Genomic DNA, 15,892 nt, shown 5'->3' with positions numbered 1-15,892 from the left:
ATGAAAAAACGCATAAAATGGTTACTTGTAACAGTTAGTTTTTATGTTGTTAGTAACTCATTTTTTGCGATGGCGACAGATCAATCGATTGCTATTTTTATCCGAGATGACGTGCATTATGATTACACACATTTTTTAGCCGGTAGAGCACCGCAGGATATTACTGATTTTAGTGGTCGATTTATACGTCGCGATGTAGTTGATATGATCATTGCCCAACAAGCCTTGTACTTGGGGGGCTTTAATAAAACTTTCAGTTATCAAATTGGTAAAATTAATTTTCGTAATACCAAACTGTTAGAAAAAGGTGAGCTACTGATCAGCTTTGATAGTTATTGGTATGAAGATGCCAAATCACTGGCAGATAAAGTGTATATCAGCGATGAGCTGATCCGTAAAGGCGAGTATTTTGCGGGGATTTTTACTTCTCCAAACAATAAAAAAGTATTTCAGCTGCAGCACCTGTCAGATTTTAATCAACTAACTAGTGTGTCTACGCCGCGTTGGCGTACAGATTGGAAAACTTTATCGCAATTACCATTAAAAGATCTAGTTGCAGAGGATGAATGGCTCAGTCAAGTGCGTATGGTATCGATGCAATGGATTGATTTTATGTTAATGCCACTGATGCCACAGATGGGTAACCAATATGTACTTGAAGATATTGTTTTGCAAGCGGTACCTAATGTGCTGATATTATTAGATGATAGTCGTCATTTTGTAATATCAAAACGCCATCCTGATGGCGCTCAGGCTTTTAAAGCATTGCAAAAAGGCTTAAAGATATTAAGAGAACAAGGTGCGATAGAAAAAGCCTATCGCCAAGCTGGATTTATTCCTGAACTGAGTGAGCAGCTTATTATAAATCTACCGCTTACCCGTAAGCTTGTTCAAAGAAGCTTTCCAAAATAATAACAGCCGACATATTATCCACATTCCCTTTACCTAAGCTACGGTAACCGCCTTGCTCAAATAATCGTGCTTTAGCATCTGCTGTGGTTAAACGTTCGTCTTGAGTCTCTACAGGCAGTCCATAGTGATTATGTAAGCGGTTGGCAAACTTTTTAGCTTTAAAGGTGACTTCTTGATTTGTGCCATCCATATTAAGCGGTAATCCAACCACCAGTAAATCAGGTTGCCACTCATCGACATGCTTTTTAATAAAATCCCAATTTGGAATACCATCTTTGGCTTTGATAGCGCTTAGGCTCGATGCGGTTCCTGTTAGTTCTTGACCGATAGCAACACCAATGCTGGTGGTGCCAAAATCAAAGCCCATCACGGTGCGTTCACCTTTGGGCTTTAGTTGTTTTTTAGTCATGCTATCTCTGTGCTTTAAAATTGTGGTTGACCACGCTTATGCGTGGCCAGCTTCCGAACTTAATTGGCTAATATCAAAACCGAGCGTCGCGACTGCTTTTTCCCAGCGTTGCTCTATCGGTGTGTTAAAAATAATCTCAGGATCGGCTTTTATAATTAGCCATGAATTTTCGAGTAGCTCTTGTTCGAGCTGGCCTTGCTCCCAACCCGCATAGCCCAGTGTAATAATAAACTGTTCTGGTGCTTGGGCTGTGGTTAAACTTGCCAACACATCTTTGGATGTGGTTATCATGATTTCGCTGCTAAGTTCTTGGCTTGCGCTATAACCTGCTTTTGGAGAATGCAGTACAAAACCACGATCGGTTTTTACAGGTCCTCCAGCAAATACTGCAACACTTGCTGCGTGGGTGGATTTGTCGTTATCAATCTCTATTTTGTCGAGCAAGTCGCCGACTGTAATATTGATCGGCTGGTTGATCACCAGCCCCATAGCCCCGTCTTCATTGTGCTCACAAATATACGCGACAGCACGTTTAAAAAAAGGGTCTTGCATTGATGGCATTGCGATTAAAAAATGATTTTCTAATGATTGCATAACGATACCCCTTTATTGTTAGTAAATTTAAGTATGGCTCAGTTTTCTTTCTATGGCATCAAATAAGCGCCCAGTAATTGAAATATCATAGGCAGCTTCGATTTCTTTTACGCAAGTAGGTGCTGTAACATTAATTTCTGTTAGCTTATCACCAATGATATCAAGACCTACAAAAATAAGCCCTTTAGCTTTTAATGTTGGTGCAACGGCTTCGGCAATTCTACGATCTGAATCACTGATTGGGCGTGCTTCACCACGACCGCCAACAGCTAAATTACCACGTGTTTCACCATTTTGTGGAATGCGGGCTAGGCAATATGGGATCACTTCGCCATCGACCACCAATACGCGTTTATCACCTTGTTTGATCTCTGGGATATAGTTTTGTGCCATGGCAAAACGGCTACCGTGTTCGGTGAGTGTTTCGCAAATAACCCCAATGTTGGCATCATTTTCAGTCACACGGAAAATAGAGGCGCCACCCATACCATCTAAAGGTTTTAGAATGATGTCTTTATGTTCAGCCAAAAATGCGCGGATCTGGTGCTTACAACGGGTTACTAAAGTGTCAGGTGTATGCTCACTAAACCATGCGGTGAATAACTTTTCGTTCGCATCACGCAGGCTTTGTGGCTTATTAATAATAAGCGTGCCTTCAAGTTCGGCGCGTTCTAAAATATAGGTTGCGTAAATGTACTCAGTATCAAACGGTGGATCTTTACGCATTAAAATAACATCTAAATCAGCAAGTGCTATACTGGCTTTTTCTTCCAGCTCATACCAATGGTTTGTATCGTCGAACACGGTTGCTTTTGCGGCTGTGGCATACGCTTTGCCTTTACGCAATGAAAGATCATTCATTTCCATGTAGTAAATTTCATAGCCACGGCTTTGGGCTTGCATCATCATTGCAAAACCGGTGTCTTTTTTGATGTTGAATCCGCTGATCGGATCTGAAATTATACCTAACTTAATTGCCATGTTCGTTGCCTTACTGAATCTGTTGCTATTGATATGAGGGTGGTTTTACTAATTTCAATTAGCTAAATCGCCAAATTGTAGCTGTAGTGCACTTAAGACTGTCAAAGCGGCAGTTTCAGTGCGCAGCACGCGTGGGCCGATACGGATATCAACAAAATTTTGTTGTTTGGTCTGGGCAATTTCATCATCAGTGAAGCCACCTTCAGGACCAACTAAAAACCGCACGCCAGCGCTAGGTACTTCGATTGTTTTAATACTGTGCTCTGCACGAGGGTGTAGGGTAAGCTTAATTTCATCACTGCTTTGTGCAAGCCATTGGCTGATGTCTATCGGTGGATGAATCGTGGTGATTCGGTTACGACCAGATTGCTCTGCTGCAGCAATCGCTATTTTTTGCCATTGCTGGTGTTTTTTTGCAAGTCGCTCGGCGCTTAATTTAACGCCACAACGTTGACTGAAAATAGGGGTGATTTCAGTGATCCCTAATTCAACAGACTTTTGAATGGTAAAGTCCATTTTGTCACCGCGAGAAATCCCTTGCCCTAGGTGAATGCTCAGCGGTGATTCAACATCTTTTTCATTAAATTCAAGCGGCATTGCAACGACTGATTTTTTTCCTACTTCAATGAGTTCGCAAAGATATTCGCCGCCTTGGCCATTAAATAATGAAATATGCTCACCGACTTTCATCCGTAATACGCGACCTATGTGGCCTGCTGCATCATCTTCTAACTGAAGTGCAGTGGCAATTACAATAGGACTTGCTTGATAAATATGAGGAACTCTCATGATGACCTTCAACAAAAATAGCTAATATCGTTATGGTATGTAAGTCATCTCTTCGGTGCAAATACTTATTGTGAGTCAGTGATAATTAGTTAAGTTTTATTTTAACTAATTATTAAGCTTTTCACATAATGCGTCTAAATTTTGCGGTGTTTCGGCTATTTCGGTTTGGCATGATAAGTGATTATTTTGTGCTAAGTCTGTGACTGGTTCAAACAGGTATCCATCATCAATCTCTTTAATTAAAAATCGTACAGAATGTAATGAATTGAATATAAATCGTTGTTTATCATCAGCTAATAAATAATCCGTTTGATTGTATAGTACACCGGCAATATCATGGTGTTCATGTAAATAACTCGCCAGTTCTGACACGCTAATTTCATTACTAAAGTCGCAGTAGCAATAATCTTTGATCAACTGGTCAAACATTAATTTAACCAAGTGACGGGTATTTGCACCAGCAACAACAAGGGTACTTGGACTGGTGCCGTGTGGCTGAGCAAAATAATGTTCAGTGAATTGCCGGCTGAATTCACTGTCGTTATCGATCAGTAGATAGTTATTTACTTCAAACGGCATAAGGCCCCACGTATTACGTCATTTTCAATATTAAATTGAAAACATACTTATTAGTAAATAGCCTATAGCGCTGAAAACAGCAAATTCAATGCAAGCTATTCCAATATTATCCTGATGATCAATTTCAAGCTCAGTATCAATGTTTGGCAAAGAGATGAACTTGATTATAGTCGTTAATAGATACAGTAATAACCACATAGTGCCGCAATGTAAAGCTAATGTGAATAAATTCTCAACCATTTTACCACTGTGAAAAGTGGCACTGGCAAGACCCGCATAGATAGCTAATGCAAGGCCAATGGATTTACCGGCATAACGAATGCCAATAGAGGTGTTTTCTAAATTAAAGTTACTTTGTAATGACGCCCCTTGATTGGCGCGAGCAAAGCGATATTCACGGAATTTACTGTCTAAGGCAAAAATAGTTTGCAGTAAAAAGAAGCTGACAAAAGCAATTAGTAAGCTGCTAAACCCTTGGGTATGAGACCAGCTGTATAGCCCTAATGTAATAATACAGTTAGCGATCAACATGCCTGAATCTACCAACGCGGCACAGACATTTTGTTTTAGTATGGCGGCTTCTTCATTAAAGCGGTGCAAGATCCACTTGCGGTGGATCAAGTGGCCTACTTTAATAAAAGTAAACAACAGTACTATCAGTACAATCATCTTAAGCGGGTTTGATTGGGCTGCACTGATACTAATTTCATCAAATAAAAATGCTACAGTCGCGATCACTACACTAATTTCTGACGCAAAACTAATTCCTAGAGCAAAATTGTCATGTTGAGCAAGTTCTTCTTTTAATGCTTGTTTAGCCTTGAGTTGACTTACTACCCGCAAACAAATAACAGCTAAACAAATAACCATAAAACAGATAGCAATCGCGAGTAAACTAGTGTTAGATAAAGATAAATATGACATTGAGAACCTAGGGTGGTTATTATTATGTTAACTATTCTAGTACGGTTACGACTGATATAAAAGAGAGTATTTGATGACACCAGGCGAACAACTCCCAACAGCACTGCATGGCTTAGGCAGCGAACGTTTTTTTCAGCTATATCCAGAGCTTCCTGCTAATGAATTAATTATTAATTTGTTAGGTTTGAGTGACTTTGCCTGGCGTTGCCTGCAATCTCAGCCGCAGTTAATTGAGATGTTGCTCAGTGATACTCAAATGAGTTTGCGAGATAGTCCTAACCCATTTCAAGACTTAAATCTTACCGAGGTTGATGAAGCGCAGTGCCATAAAATTTTACGCCGTTACCGGGAACGCTATTGGCTAAAAGTAGCGTGTTTAGATTTATGTTACAGCAATGATATAGCCGATAGTATTGGCTATATCTCGGCTTTAGCCGATCAGCTAATTGATAGTGCCAATAACTGGGCATTTGCCCAGGTTGCTCAGATTAATGGGCAACCATTCGATGAGCAACAACTGCCACTGGCGATGTTGGTATTAGGAATGGGTAAGTTAGGTGGCCAAGAACTTAACTATTCGTCAGATATCGATTTAATTTTTTCTTATCCGCGTAGTGTAAAAACTCAAGGTGGGCGGCGCTCTTTAGAAGCGCAAGTGTTTTACACTAAAGTGGCACAAAAGCTGATTGCCGCACTTAATCAAACAACGGTTGATGGACAAGTATTTAGGGTCGATATGCGGCTGCGGCCTTTTGGTGAAAGTGGCCCCTTGGTGATGAGTTTTAATGCCATGGAAGATTACTACCAAGATCAAGGCCGTGAGTGGGAACGCTATGCGATGCTCAAAGGACGTTTAATTGGCCCTCAAACGCGCTACTGTGATGAATTTTATCAGTTATTAAAGCCTTTTGTGTATCGTCGCTATATCGATTTTTCAGTGATTGAATCGCTGCGTAAAATGAAGCAAATGATAGCTCAAGAAGTACGCCGTAAGCGCTTAACCAACAATATAAAACTAGGCGCTGGTGGGATTCGTGAGGTCGAGTTTGTGGTGCAAGCATTGCAAATGGTACGAGGTGGGCGTGAAGCCAATTTACAAACACAATCATTACAAAAAGCGTTAGCTGAATTAGTAAATATTCAAGTTATTGGCGCAGATGAAGCAAAATTATTACGCCACAATTATTTGTTTTTAAGGCGAGTTGAGCAATATTTGCAGATTTTTGCAGATCAACAAACGCAAACATTGCCAGATGATGCCCTGAACCAACAACGGCTAAATTGCCTGTTAGAGCAGAGTGACTTCAGCGCATCTCTAGCGCAAATAAATGACATTATGGCTGGCATCCACAGTGAATTTGAACAAGTTATTGGTTATGAAAGTGAGCCTGTTGATCCTTGCGAAAGTGCTTTTATAAGTGCTTGGGAACACACCGATATTAGTGTTTTAACCGACCCAAATGATGCATGGCAAATACCACTAGAAGATTTTAAAGCCCGCTTAACGAAAACTAAAATTGGTCATCGTGGCCGTGATATTCTCGATAAACTCATGCCATTAATGCTAAAGCAACTATCAGACAGTCAAGCAAGTGGTGACGTATTTAGTATGATCTGCCAAGTATTAAGCAAGGTTATTTCACGAACAGCCTATTTAGAGTTGCTGTTTGAAAACCAAGGCGCGTTAAAACAGCTTGTTTCGTTGTGTTGTCATAGTAAATGGATTGGTGAGCATATTTCGCGTTACCCGATTTTACTTGATGAGCTTATCGATCCTGCGGTGCTGTATAAGCCTACACCACTAACTGCATATAAAGACGAAATACGACAGTATTTTTTACGAATTGATAGCGCAGACTTAGAACAGCAAATGGAAGCACTGCGTCAGTTTAAACAAACCCATCAACTACGTATTGCTGCCGCTGATGCAATCGGTGTGTTAGATGTAATGAAAGTAAGCGATCATTTAACAGCATTAGCCGAAGCGATAGTTGAGCAAGCGGTGAACCTTGCTTGGCAACAAATGGCGCAGCGTTTTGGTATTCCGCCTAATACTGATGAAGAGCACAAGGGCTTTGCCGTAATAGCGTATGGTAAAACCGGTGGTTTTGAAGTGGGTTATGATTCTGATCTCGATTTAGTCTTTGTACATAATAGTGATGGCTCAGAGCAAACTAATGGCACTAAAGCGATTGATTCACGGCAGTTTTATTTAAAATTAGCACAGCGACTAATGCATTTATTTAATACTCGAACGGCGTCGGGCATTTTATATGAACTAGATACGCGGTTACGCCCAGAAGGTGCCTCAGGGTTAATGGCAATCAATCTTGAGAGCTTTAACCACTATCAGCAAACGCAAGCTTGGACATGGGAACATCAAGCGCTAGTGCGTTCTCGGATGATTTTTGGGCAACCCGAATTACAGCAGCGCTTTGCGCAAATTCGCTTAGGCATTTTGTGCCAGCAGCGCGACCCGCAAAAGCTTAAAGACGATGTGATCACCATGCGTGAAAAAATGCGCACACATTTAGCGAAAGGCAACGATATTGAGTTTGATTTAAAACAAGATACTGGCGGCATTGCTGATATTGAGTTTCTGACTCAATATTTAGTGCTTGATAACGCTTATAGCTTGGAGCAACTAACTACTTACTCAGACAACGTAAGGATTTTAACCGATGCAGCAAGGCTTGGTTGTATTAGTGATGAGATCAAGCAAGGGCTTATTACAGCCTATATTGATTATCGCTCGCGTTATCATGTGTTGAGTCTAGATCAGCAGGGACGTTGTGTAACAAAAGCTGAATTTGCGAAAGACATCGCATTTGTTACACAAGCATGGCAGCAGATATTTGAGTTAAGCGCTTAACTTCTTAGGCGCTTACAGTTTTCGCGCACATATTCAGAGGGCAGCTCGGTGATCACGGCTGCTCGCTGTTTAAAACAAAAGAAGGTATAAACTTCGTTTTCAAAGTCATCATTTATCGCCCGGCCAACTTGATAAAGCGTTGAATTAAAATTGCTATCCACTCGAAAGTGTTCTTTGATCACATAGTCTTTACTTAAATACCAATACAGAACGATATCTTCATCGCGTGCGTAATCAGTTAATACTTTTTTTAAAGTCGAGCCATTTTCAAAGCGTCTCGGCATTAACTCACCAGTCCAATTAGGTGAGGATGGTTCAACAACTTTAGCGCGCTCGGTCAGCGCCGCATCTATATTTATATCCGGATTAGCTAATTTAAGTACGTATTTATCGCGTTCATTGCTTTTATTTACCTGGTTGCGTAACGATGAATAAAAACGTGATAAACCTTGCGCAGCCGCATTTTTAGTATCTTTCATGTCCATGACTGGGCCATGACCTAATAAAAAATAAATCGCTGCGGCAATTAAAATAGCAGCTAGTGATAAATGCTTAACCCAAAACCACATGGCTCATACTCTTGTATTTATATTTACTAATAAAAGCATATTACAGCGGCGTTGTCACTTGTAATAAGAGGGGGCGTTCTCATCCGGCCTAGTTTTAAAGCGTCGATGAACCCACATATATTGTTCTGGTGCGGCATTAATAGCTTCTTCAATGCGTTGATTTACACGAGTCACATCGGCGAGGTTATCGCCAGATGGAAAGTCTTCAAGCATAGGGCGTACTTCTAAATGATATTTTCCCTGTTCGTCACGTCGACTTATAAGACTGACGGTTTCACAGTGCTTACTGGCTGCAAATAGCAAAGTCCCAGTGGTAGTTGCGGTATCTTGAACTGCAAAAAAAGGTGCAAATTCACAGCGTTGGCGGCCATAATCTTGATCGGGTAAGTAATAACATAATTTTTTATTTTTTAAGGCTTTGAGTAGGCCTTTAACATCGCGTTTGCCAACCACAAATTCATTTGAGCGTAAACGACCATTGGTAATAAAATATTCCATTAGCGGATTATTATGGGGGCGGTAAAAACCAATACCTTGATAGTGTAATCCCATGACACGGCTTGCCATTTCAAGATGCAGTATGTGTGGGACTATCATTAGAATCCCTTTACCAGATTGTTGTATTTGCTCAAAGTATTCAAGCCCTTTAACCGAGCCGCAAACTTTTTTTACACGCCAATCAGGCCACCACCATGACATGGCTGTTTCAATCATACCTATACCGGTATTTTCTAAGTTAGAAAGTACTAATGCTTGTTGTTCGGCTGCGGGCATATCTGGAAAGCAGCGTTTAATATTGACTTCAGCAATATGGCGACGACTTTTCATAAAACGATGGACTAAGCGACCTAGCAGTCGGCCCAATGCAAGTTGTAATTTCTGCGGTAGCCAAGAAATTATATACAAAATAAATACGCCAAACCAAGTAAACCAATAACGAGGGCCCAAGAAAGACCATTTAAATGGGGAGTTGTTGACCACAGAAGTATCTCATATGCAAAAGAAGCTAGTTTAACTGGATGAATAAAAAAATACAAAAAAGCCAGCAAGTTGCTGGCTTTTAAATGAGTAATGTTAAGCTTATCTTTATTGGATTTCTTTTAAACCTTGGTTGATGGCTTGTAAATCATTACTTGTTAACGTGCCCGCTGCTTGTTTTAAGCGTAGCGTTGATACAACGTAGCGATAGCGTACATCAGCGAGGTTACGTTTGGCGTTAAATAAGTTTTGTGTACTGACCAGTACGTCAACAATAGTACGAGTACCCACTTCAAAACCAGCTTCAGTGGCTTTTAATGCACTTTCAGCAGAAACTACGGCTTGTTCAAGGGCTTTAAAGGTCGCAATATCTGATACCACTTGATTATAAGAGGTGATCACCGAGCGGGTTACGCCACGTAGACTAGCTTCTAGATCTTCACTTGCAGCAACATAAAAAGCACGTGCCTGCTCAGTCGCTGCAGTAGTAGCACCGCCTGAATATATTGGCACACTAAAGTTAATGCCAATATTTGTACTATCACCACGTGGACGGGCAGTGTTGCTATTGCTATCAGTTAGTGTATCACCGTAGCTGGCATCTAAAGTCAGCTTAGGGTAATGACCCGCTTGTGCTAAATCAATTTGATCTTTAGCGATATCAACCGTTACTTTAGAGACCTGCAGAGTTAAATTATTTTGTTCTGCAAGCTTAATATAATCGGGTGATTTTTTTGCCGGTTGAACTGTAGAGAAAGTCTCAGTGTTTAACATATCCAGCTTAGCGTGATATTTACCGGTGATTTCGCGAAGCTGCTCACGGGCAGTTTCAACGCCGTTTCTGGCAACGATTTCGCGGGCAACCGAGTTATCGAATTGTGCTTGCGCTTCATGCACATCGGTAATTGCCGTTAAGCCTACTGCATAACGCTGTTTGGTTTGCTCAAGTTGACGTTCAATAGCGCGTTTTTCAGATTGTACAAATTCTAAGTTATCAATCGAACTTAATACGTTGAAATAGCCATCAGCAACACGAACAATTAGGTCTTGCTTGGCAAAGTCATATTGAGCAGCTGCTTGCAACGCTTGTTTGTCTGCAATACCGAGTGAATTCCATGCACCTAAATCAAACAGTGTCTGGCTTAGTTTAAGACCACGGCTGAATGTATCTGAATCGCTATCGACCTTGGTGTAACCTGCCGCATCAGTACCATTAAATGATGTGCTATCGGTTTTATCATACCCCATAGAAAAACCGATTTGTGGCAATAATGCGCTCATTGCACGGTCACTGTTATAAGCTTGTGCGTTTGCTTGGGCTTTTGCTTTTAAAACAGTAGGATCGTTAGCTGTGGCGATTTCATAAACTTGTAATAAGTCTTCAGCATTTGACGCTGTGGCAGTTAATGCGCAAGATATACCAATCAGCGCAGCAAGAATGTTTTTTTTCATTATTCGTTCAGTCCTTAGACAATTTACGTTCTAAAAGCATGGTAACCTGTTTTACTTAAGAACAAAAAAAAATTTGCGTAAAACAGCGTAAACAAGTGTAACAGAATATATACCCAAACCACCTCAATATGTCAGTTTCAGTTGGAATTAAAAGCGATTTAGGCAAGGCATTGATTGTAAGTTATAGTGGTTCTATTATTAAAATCAATAACGCAGTATAAATCGCTTTTAAACCAACCCCCTGGGCGTTTCACAGGAACTTACTCTCATCGTTGTTACTTCTTAAAAGGGACTGCCATTGTTGCAAAGTAACGCCTTGATATTAAGCCCCTGTGAAACGCTGGATTCTGCATCTTGAGGTGGTTTGGGTATAATCCCCGGACATGATAGTAAGTATCTAGGTTTAAATTCAAGTAATAGCATGTGTAATAGGAAACTTCATGGCTGATGAAAAGCTCACAAAATTTACCAAACAAGACGTTAAAATTGCTCCTATAGAAGTACTTTATAGCGGCTTTTTTAATATTAACTTATATCAGTTTGAACATGCATTATTTGCGGGAGGTCAATCAGAGACTATCCGTCGTGAGATACTCGAACGCGGTGACGCGGTTGCAGTTTTACCGTATGATCCCATAGCAGACAGTATTTTATTGATAGAACAAATACGTATTGGCGCGATAAGAACTAAACAGTCACCTTGGTTATTAGAATGTATAGCAGGCATGACCGATGGCAGTACTAATTATGAAGATGTCGCTAGGCGCGAAGCATTTGAAGAAGCGGGCTTAGTACTGAGCGAATTGGAGTTTATGCTATCGTACCTGTCAAGCCCAGGAGGGACTACTGAGCGGTTACATCTTTATCTTGCAAAAACGGATTTAAGCCAGCTGCAAAGTGACGTGTATGGACTTGCAACTGAAGGTGAAGATATTAAAACGCATATTCTCAGTTTTGATGATGCAATGGCGCGTTTAGCAACCGGTGAGATAGATAATGCTGCCTCGGTAATTTCATTGCAGTGGTTAGCGCTTAATCGCGAACGTATAATTAATCAGCGCAGCTAAAATAGTAATAGACTACCCTTAACCTCTAACTTTATGGCGGTAATGTGACAGCACTTGCAGTGAAACAACGATATATTCAGAGTCTTCCTAAATACTTGACGTTATGTGAGCATAACTACTTACGTGCTTTAAAATTGCTGCCCAATGAGCGCAAAGAAGGCAATACACGTCAAGTACAATTGGGTAATAACCAGTTTGTAATTAAGGTGGATGGCTGTGCTAAATACACGATGGATATTTCAATAACCCAATTAACCGGTATGTTAAAAGGGTTTAATCCGCTGTTTTTAACTGTGCGTTTATATCACGATGCAAAAGTTGCTGAAATAATTCACCATGATTACCATCAAAGGATCAAACCTTCATATGGTTACCCTAATCCGCAAATGCATCAAAAAGATGAAAAATATCAACTTAATGCGTTTTTGTATGATTGGTTAGTGGCGTGTGTTGAAAGTGGTCGAGCGGTACTTAACTGGGATATAAATGATGGCCTGGTTTGATGAGTCGGCGCAGTTCAATAATACTCAGCTGCGCTTAGCGCATATTACCGATTGTCACTTATTTGCAGACCCACAAGGGGAGTATTTTGCGGTCAATACCGCTGAGCACTTTTCTCGCGCGCTTGCTGATATGGCACACCAGTCATTAGACGCTGTGATCTTTGGTGGCGATTTAACCCAAGATCACAGTTTTGCATCATATTTGTTGTTTGCTCAGTTGATTGCCGATTCTGCGCTTACTTGCCCTGTTTTTTGGCTGCCTGGTAATCATGATGATATCAGTGCGATGCAGCGTATTTCTGGTGGTCAAATCAATAGCGCAAAACGATTAATTGCCGATGGCTTTGAAGTGTTGTTAATTAGCTCTAAAGGGCCAACACCAGCAGGTTGGGTAAGCGAAGCCGATTTAAATGAACTCGCTGATTTATTAGCGACTTCACAGTCGCCGAGCGTGGCTTTTTGCCACCATAATCCATTACCTATTAATGGTTACCTAGACAAGCATATGCTCGAAAATGGCCCGCAACTACTTAATGTATTGCATAATAGCGCGCTAGTAAGGCAGTTATTTCATGGTCATGTTCACAATGACTATCAATTTAAATTCAGAAGTATTGAGATTTTTGCCACGCCAGCAAGCTCAGTGCAGTTTACTAAACACACCGATGACTGGCAGCAATACAATGCGGGGCCTGGTTATCGATTGTTGACAATATCAAAGCCAACAAACAGTGCAAATCTATTAATTAACTCGGAACTGATGTGGCCCAACGAGTAATTTATATTCATGGTTTTAATAGCAGCGAACATTCATTTAAAGCTGTCCGCTTTGGTGAGTATATGGCACACTATGACGTTGATTATTGTGTGCCACGGCTAAGCCATGAACCGTTTCATGCGATAATTCAAATTGAACAATTATTAACGCCAAATACTGTATTACTTGGCAGTTCTTTAGGTGGTTTTTACGCCACTTATTTATCGCAAAAATATCAGTTACCAGCAGTGGTTATAAACCCTGCGGTTAAGCCTTATTTATTATTGAGTTCTTTGTTAGGGCCGAACTATAATCCCTATCAGGATAGCCATTACGAGCTCAAAAATAGTCATATTAACGCGTTAAAATCACTGTCGATACCCAGCTTAGAGCGCCCATCATTACTGTATTTATTACAGCAAACGGGTGATGAAGTACTGGATTATCAGCAGGCCGTTAAATATTATTCACAATGCAAGCAACAGATAGAATTTGGTGGTGATCATAGCTTTGTTGGCTTTGAAGACTCCATTGCTAGTATTGTAGATTTTCTTAAAATCACGTAAAACATAGCTAAGCGCATAAAAGATAAAAACTATGAGTCAGCAAAATTATAACGCCGAAGCCATTGAAGTATTAAATGGGTTAGAACCTGTTAAACGCCGTCCTGGTATGTACACCGACACCACCCGTCCTAATCACTTAGGACAAGAGGTTATTGATAACAGTGTCGATGAAGCCATGGCCGGACATGCCACTAGAATTGATGTCATTTTGCATGAAGATAATTCGCTAGAAGTTAGCGATGATGGCCGTGGTATGCCTATCGATATTCACCCAGAAGAAGGTATTCCTGGGGTCGAATTGATTTTTACCAAGCTGCATGCTGGTGGCAAGTTCTCTAATAAAAACTACCAATTTTCAGGTGGTTTGCACGGGGTAGGGATCTCCGTGGTTAATGCATTATCAACGCGCGTTGAAGTGGTTGTGCGCCGCGATGCACAACAATACATGATGGCGTTTGAAAGCGGTGATAAAGTTGAAGATCTTCATGTTATAGGCACCGTAGGTAAACGTAATACAGGTACAACTGTACGTTTTTGGCCTGATGTAAGCTACTTTGACTCAGCTAATTTCTCGTTGACTAAATTACATCATTTATTAAAAGCTAAAGCCGTACTTTGCCCTGGCTTACGTATTAAGTTTGTTAATAAACAAACCAAAGAAACCCAAGAGTGGTATTACGAAACAGGCCTTAAAGACTACTTAAACGAAGCTGTTAAAGGTTACGAAGTACTGCCAAAAGACCCATTTACCGGTGAGTTTTCAAGTTCAACGGAAGGTGCTGATTGGGCGGTTGTTTGGTTACCTGAAGGCGGTGAATCGATAGCTGAAAGTTACGTTAACTTAATACCAACTGCGCAAGGCGGTACTCACGTAAATGGTTTGCGACAAGGTTTACTTGAGGCTATGCGTGAGTTTTGTGAATTTAGAAACTTACTGCCGCGTGGCGTTAAGCTCACCCCCGATGACATTTGGGAACGGTGTAGCTACGTTTTATCAGTGAAAATGCAAGATCCACAATTTGCCGGTCAAACCAAAGAGAAATTATCTTCTCGTTCGTGCTCGGCATTTGTATCTGGGGTGGTAAAAGATGCATTCAGTTTATGGTTAAATGAGCACACCGATACTGCTGAGTTACTGTCAGAGTTATGTATTTCTAATGCACAGAAACGTCTTCGCGCAGCCAAAAAAGTGGTGCGTAAGCGTGTTACCGCAGGTCCCGCATTACCGGGCAAATTAACCGACTGTAGCGCTGCAGATAACGACCGTACTGAGCTATTTTTAGTAGAAGGTGACTCAGCTGGTGGCTCAGCTAAACAAGCACGTGATCGTGAGTTTCAGGCAATAATGCCACTACGTGGTAAAATTTTGAATACGTGGGAAATTGAATCAGGGCAAATTTTAGCGTCACAAGAGGTGCATGATATTTCTGTGGCGCTGGGTATCGACCCTGACTCAACTGATATCTCTTCGTTGCGCTATAATAAAATTTGTATCTTAGCGGATGCTGACTCCGATGGACTGCATATTGCGACTTTGTTGTGTGCACTATTTGTTCGTCATTTCCCAACGTTGGTGAAAACGGGTCACGTATATGTAGCTATGCCGCCGTTGTTTAGAATCGACATTGGTAAAGATGTTTATTATGCCCTTGATGAAGATGAAAAATCCGGCATCCTAGCGCGTATTGAAGCAGAGAAAAAACGCGGTAAAGTAAATGTTCAGCGTTTCAAAGGCTTGGGGGAAATGAACCCACTGCAACTACGCGAAACGACCATGGATCCTAATACTCGTCGCTTAGTTCAGCTAACCTTAGAAGATGAAGTTGAAACCATGGAAATGATGGATATGTTGCTGGCGAAAAAGCGCTCATCAGATCGTCGTCAATGGTTAGAAGATCACGGTAATCGTGCTCAAGTGTGATTTTTCAAGGGTGTAATGC

16 protein-coding genes are annotated in these 15,892 nt (G+C 40.9%); 7 read left to right on the top strand and 9 right to left on the bottom strand.

Annotated elements, in window-relative coordinates; translation table 11 throughout:
• Entirely contained in the window at positions 1-912 is a 912-nt protein-coding gene (locus tag FW757_RS03315; protein ID WP_145234935.1) for a hypothetical protein, read from the top strand.
• On the opposite strand, the gene ruvX is transcribed toward FW757_RS03315, so the two are convergent.
• The 6 genes from ruvX to FW757_RS03285 all read right to left on the bottom strand — a co-directional run bounded on the left by ruvX (position 875) and on the right by FW757_RS03285 (position 5,188).
• Entirely contained in the window at positions 875-1,321 is a 447-nt protein-coding gene (gene ruvX, locus FW757_RS03310; protein ID WP_145234938.1) for a Holliday junction resolvase RuvX, read from the bottom strand. The genes FW757_RS03315 and ruvX overlap by 38 nt on opposite strands.
• A 36-nt stretch (positions 1,322-1,357) precedes the next feature.
• Positions 1,358-1,915 (bottom strand): YqgE/AlgH family protein, encoded by a 558-nt coding sequence (locus tag FW757_RS03305; RefSeq protein WP_145234940.1) that lies wholly within the window; start codon positions 1,913-1,915, stop codon positions 1,358-1,360.
• Positions 1,916-1,942: 27 nt separating this feature from the next.
• Positions 1,943-2,896, bottom strand: a complete 954-nt coding sequence (gene gshB / locus FW757_RS03300; RefSeq protein ID WP_145234942.1) for a glutathione synthase — start codon at positions 2,894-2,896, stop codon at positions 1,943-1,945.
• A gap of 54 nt (positions 2,897-2,950) precedes the next feature.
• Complete coding sequence (rsmE, locus tag FW757_RS03295) at positions 2,951-3,685, bottom strand: 16S rRNA (uracil(1498)-N(3))-methyltransferase (protein ID WP_145234944.1); 735 nt, start codon at positions 3,683-3,685, stop codon at positions 2,951-2,953.
• Between the two features lie 105 nt (positions 3,686-3,790).
• Positions 3,791-4,264 carry a hypothetical protein gene (locus tag FW757_RS03290; protein ID WP_145234946.1) on the bottom strand — a complete coding sequence of 158 codons (474 nt, stop codon included), beginning with the start codon at positions 4,262-4,264 and terminating at the stop codon, positions 3,791-3,793.
• 30 nt (positions 4,265-4,294) lie between these two features.
• Entirely contained in the window at positions 4,295-5,188 is an 894-nt protein-coding gene (locus tag FW757_RS03285) for a DUF350 domain-containing protein (protein WP_145234948.1), read from the bottom strand.
• A 73-nt stretch (positions 5,189-5,261) separates the two neighbouring features.
• Between FW757_RS03285 and glnE the strand changes: the two genes are divergently transcribed.
• Positions 5,262-8,060 (top strand): bifunctional [glutamate--ammonia ligase]-adenylyl-L-tyrosine phosphorylase/[glutamate--ammonia-ligase] adenylyltransferase, encoded by a 2,799-nt coding sequence (gene glnE, locus FW757_RS03280; protein WP_446440855.1) that lies wholly within the window; start codon positions 5,262-5,264, stop codon positions 8,058-8,060.
• Here the strand turns inward: glnE and FW757_RS03275 are convergent.
• The 3 genes from FW757_RS03275 to tolC all read right to left on the bottom strand — a co-directional run bounded on the left by FW757_RS03275 (position 8,057) and on the right by tolC (position 11,059).
• Positions 8,057-8,629, bottom strand: a complete 573-nt coding sequence (locus tag FW757_RS03275) for a TcpQ domain-containing protein (RefSeq protein WP_145234952.1) — start codon at positions 8,627-8,629, stop codon at positions 8,057-8,059. The two genes, glnE and FW757_RS03275, sit on opposite strands and share 4 nt — an antisense overlap.
• Before the next feature lie 54 nt (positions 8,630-8,683).
• The gene (lpxL, locus tag FW757_RS03270) at positions 8,684-9,610 is read right to left on the bottom strand and encodes an LpxL/LpxP family Kdo(2)-lipid IV(A) lauroyl/palmitoleoyl acyltransferase (RefSeq protein WP_182718454.1); all 927 of its coding nucleotides are present in this window, start codon (positions 9,608-9,610) and stop codon (positions 8,684-8,686) included.
• A 105-nt stretch (positions 9,611-9,715) separates the two neighbouring features.
• Positions 9,716-11,059, bottom strand: coding sequence for an outer membrane channel protein TolC (gene tolC / locus FW757_RS03265; protein WP_149981266.1), 1,344 nt, complete (start codon positions 11,057-11,059; stop codon positions 9,716-9,718).
• Between the two features lie 440 nt (positions 11,060-11,499).
• Between tolC and FW757_RS03260 the strand changes: the two genes are divergently transcribed.
• The 5 genes from FW757_RS03260 to parE are packed head-to-tail and all read left to right on the top strand — an operon-like array spanning position 11,500 to position 15,873.
• Entirely contained in the window at positions 11,500-12,126 is a 627-nt protein-coding gene (locus FW757_RS03260; RefSeq protein ID WP_149981265.1) for an NUDIX domain-containing protein, read from the top strand.
• A gap of 44 nt (positions 12,127-12,170) precedes the next feature.
• Positions 12,171-12,629: a DUF1249 domain-containing protein gene (locus tag FW757_RS03255; protein ID WP_145234962.1), complete on the top strand. Its 459-nt coding sequence runs from the start codon at positions 12,171-12,173 to the stop codon at positions 12,627-12,629.
• Positions 12,616-13,407: a metallophosphoesterase gene (locus tag FW757_RS03250; protein ID WP_182761203.1), complete on the top strand. Its 792-nt coding sequence runs from the start codon at positions 12,616-12,618 to the stop codon at positions 13,405-13,407. Before FW757_RS03255 ends, FW757_RS03250 begins: the two co-directional genes overlap by 14 nt.
• Entirely contained in the window at positions 13,392-13,952 is a 561-nt protein-coding gene (locus tag FW757_RS03245; protein ID WP_182761181.1) for a YqiA/YcfP family alpha/beta fold hydrolase, read from the top strand. The genes FW757_RS03250 and FW757_RS03245 overlap by 16 nt, the downstream gene beginning before the upstream one ends.
• A gap of 31 nt (positions 13,953-13,983) precedes the next feature.
• Positions 13,984-15,873, top strand: a complete 1,890-nt coding sequence (gene parE, locus FW757_RS03240) for a DNA topoisomerase IV subunit B (RefSeq protein ID WP_182718451.1) — start codon at positions 13,984-13,986, stop codon at positions 15,871-15,873.
• Positions 15,874-15,892: the final 19 nt, after the last annotated feature.

This window comes from Pseudoalteromonas sp. 1181_04 (assembly GCF_052850545.1).
This window is presented reverse-complemented; position numbering and strand designations above follow the sequence as displayed.

What these genes read in the sequence shown, in the direction of transcription:
- FW757_RS03315 (WP_145234935.1), top strand. Translation starts at nt 1, where the DNA reads ATGAAAAAACGCATAAAATGGTTACTTGTAACAGTTAGTTTTTATGTT.
- ruvX (WP_145234938.1), bottom strand. Translation starts at nt 1,321, where the DNA reads ATGACTAAAAAACAACTAAAGCCCAAAGGTGAACGCACCGTGATGGGC.
- FW757_RS03305 (WP_145234940.1), bottom strand. Translation starts at nt 1,915, where the DNA reads ATGCAATCATTAGAAAATCATTTTTTAATCGCAATGCCATCAATGCAA.
- gshB (WP_145234942.1), bottom strand. Translation starts at nt 2,896, where the DNA reads ATGGCAATTAAGTTAGGTATAATTTCAGATCCGATCAGCGGATTCAAC.
- rsmE (WP_145234944.1), bottom strand. Translation starts at nt 3,685, where the DNA reads ATGAGAGTTCCTCATATTTATCAAGCAAGTCCTATTGTAATTGCCACT.
- FW757_RS03290 (WP_145234946.1), bottom strand. Translation starts at nt 4,264, where the DNA reads ATGCCGTTTGAAGTAAATAACTATCTACTGATCGATAACGACAGTGAA.
- FW757_RS03285 (WP_145234948.1), bottom strand. Translation starts at nt 5,188, where the DNA reads ATGTCATATTTATCTTTATCTAACACTAGTTTACTCGCGATTGCTATC.
- glnE (WP_446440855.1), top strand. Translation starts at nt 5,262, where the DNA reads ATGACACCAGGCGAACAACTCCCAACAGCACTGCATGGCTTAGGCAGC.
- FW757_RS03275 (WP_145234952.1), bottom strand. Translation starts at nt 8,629, where the DNA reads ATGTGGTTTTGGGTTAAGCATTTATCACTAGCTGCTATTTTAATTGCC.
- tolC (WP_149981266.1), bottom strand. Translation starts at nt 11,059, where the DNA reads ATGAAAAAAAACATTCTTGCTGCGCTGATTGGTATATCTTGCGCATTA.
- FW757_RS03260 (WP_149981265.1), top strand. Translation starts at nt 11,500, where the DNA reads ATGGCTGATGAAAAGCTCACAAAATTTACCAAACAAGACGTTAAAATT.
- FW757_RS03250 (WP_182761203.1), top strand. Translation starts at nt 12,616, where the DNA reads ATGGCCTGGTTTGATGAGTCGGCGCAGTTCAATAATACTCAGCTGCGC.
- parE (WP_182718451.1), top strand. Translation starts at nt 13,984, where the DNA reads ATGAGTCAGCAAAATTATAACGCCGAAGCCATTGAAGTATTAAATGGG.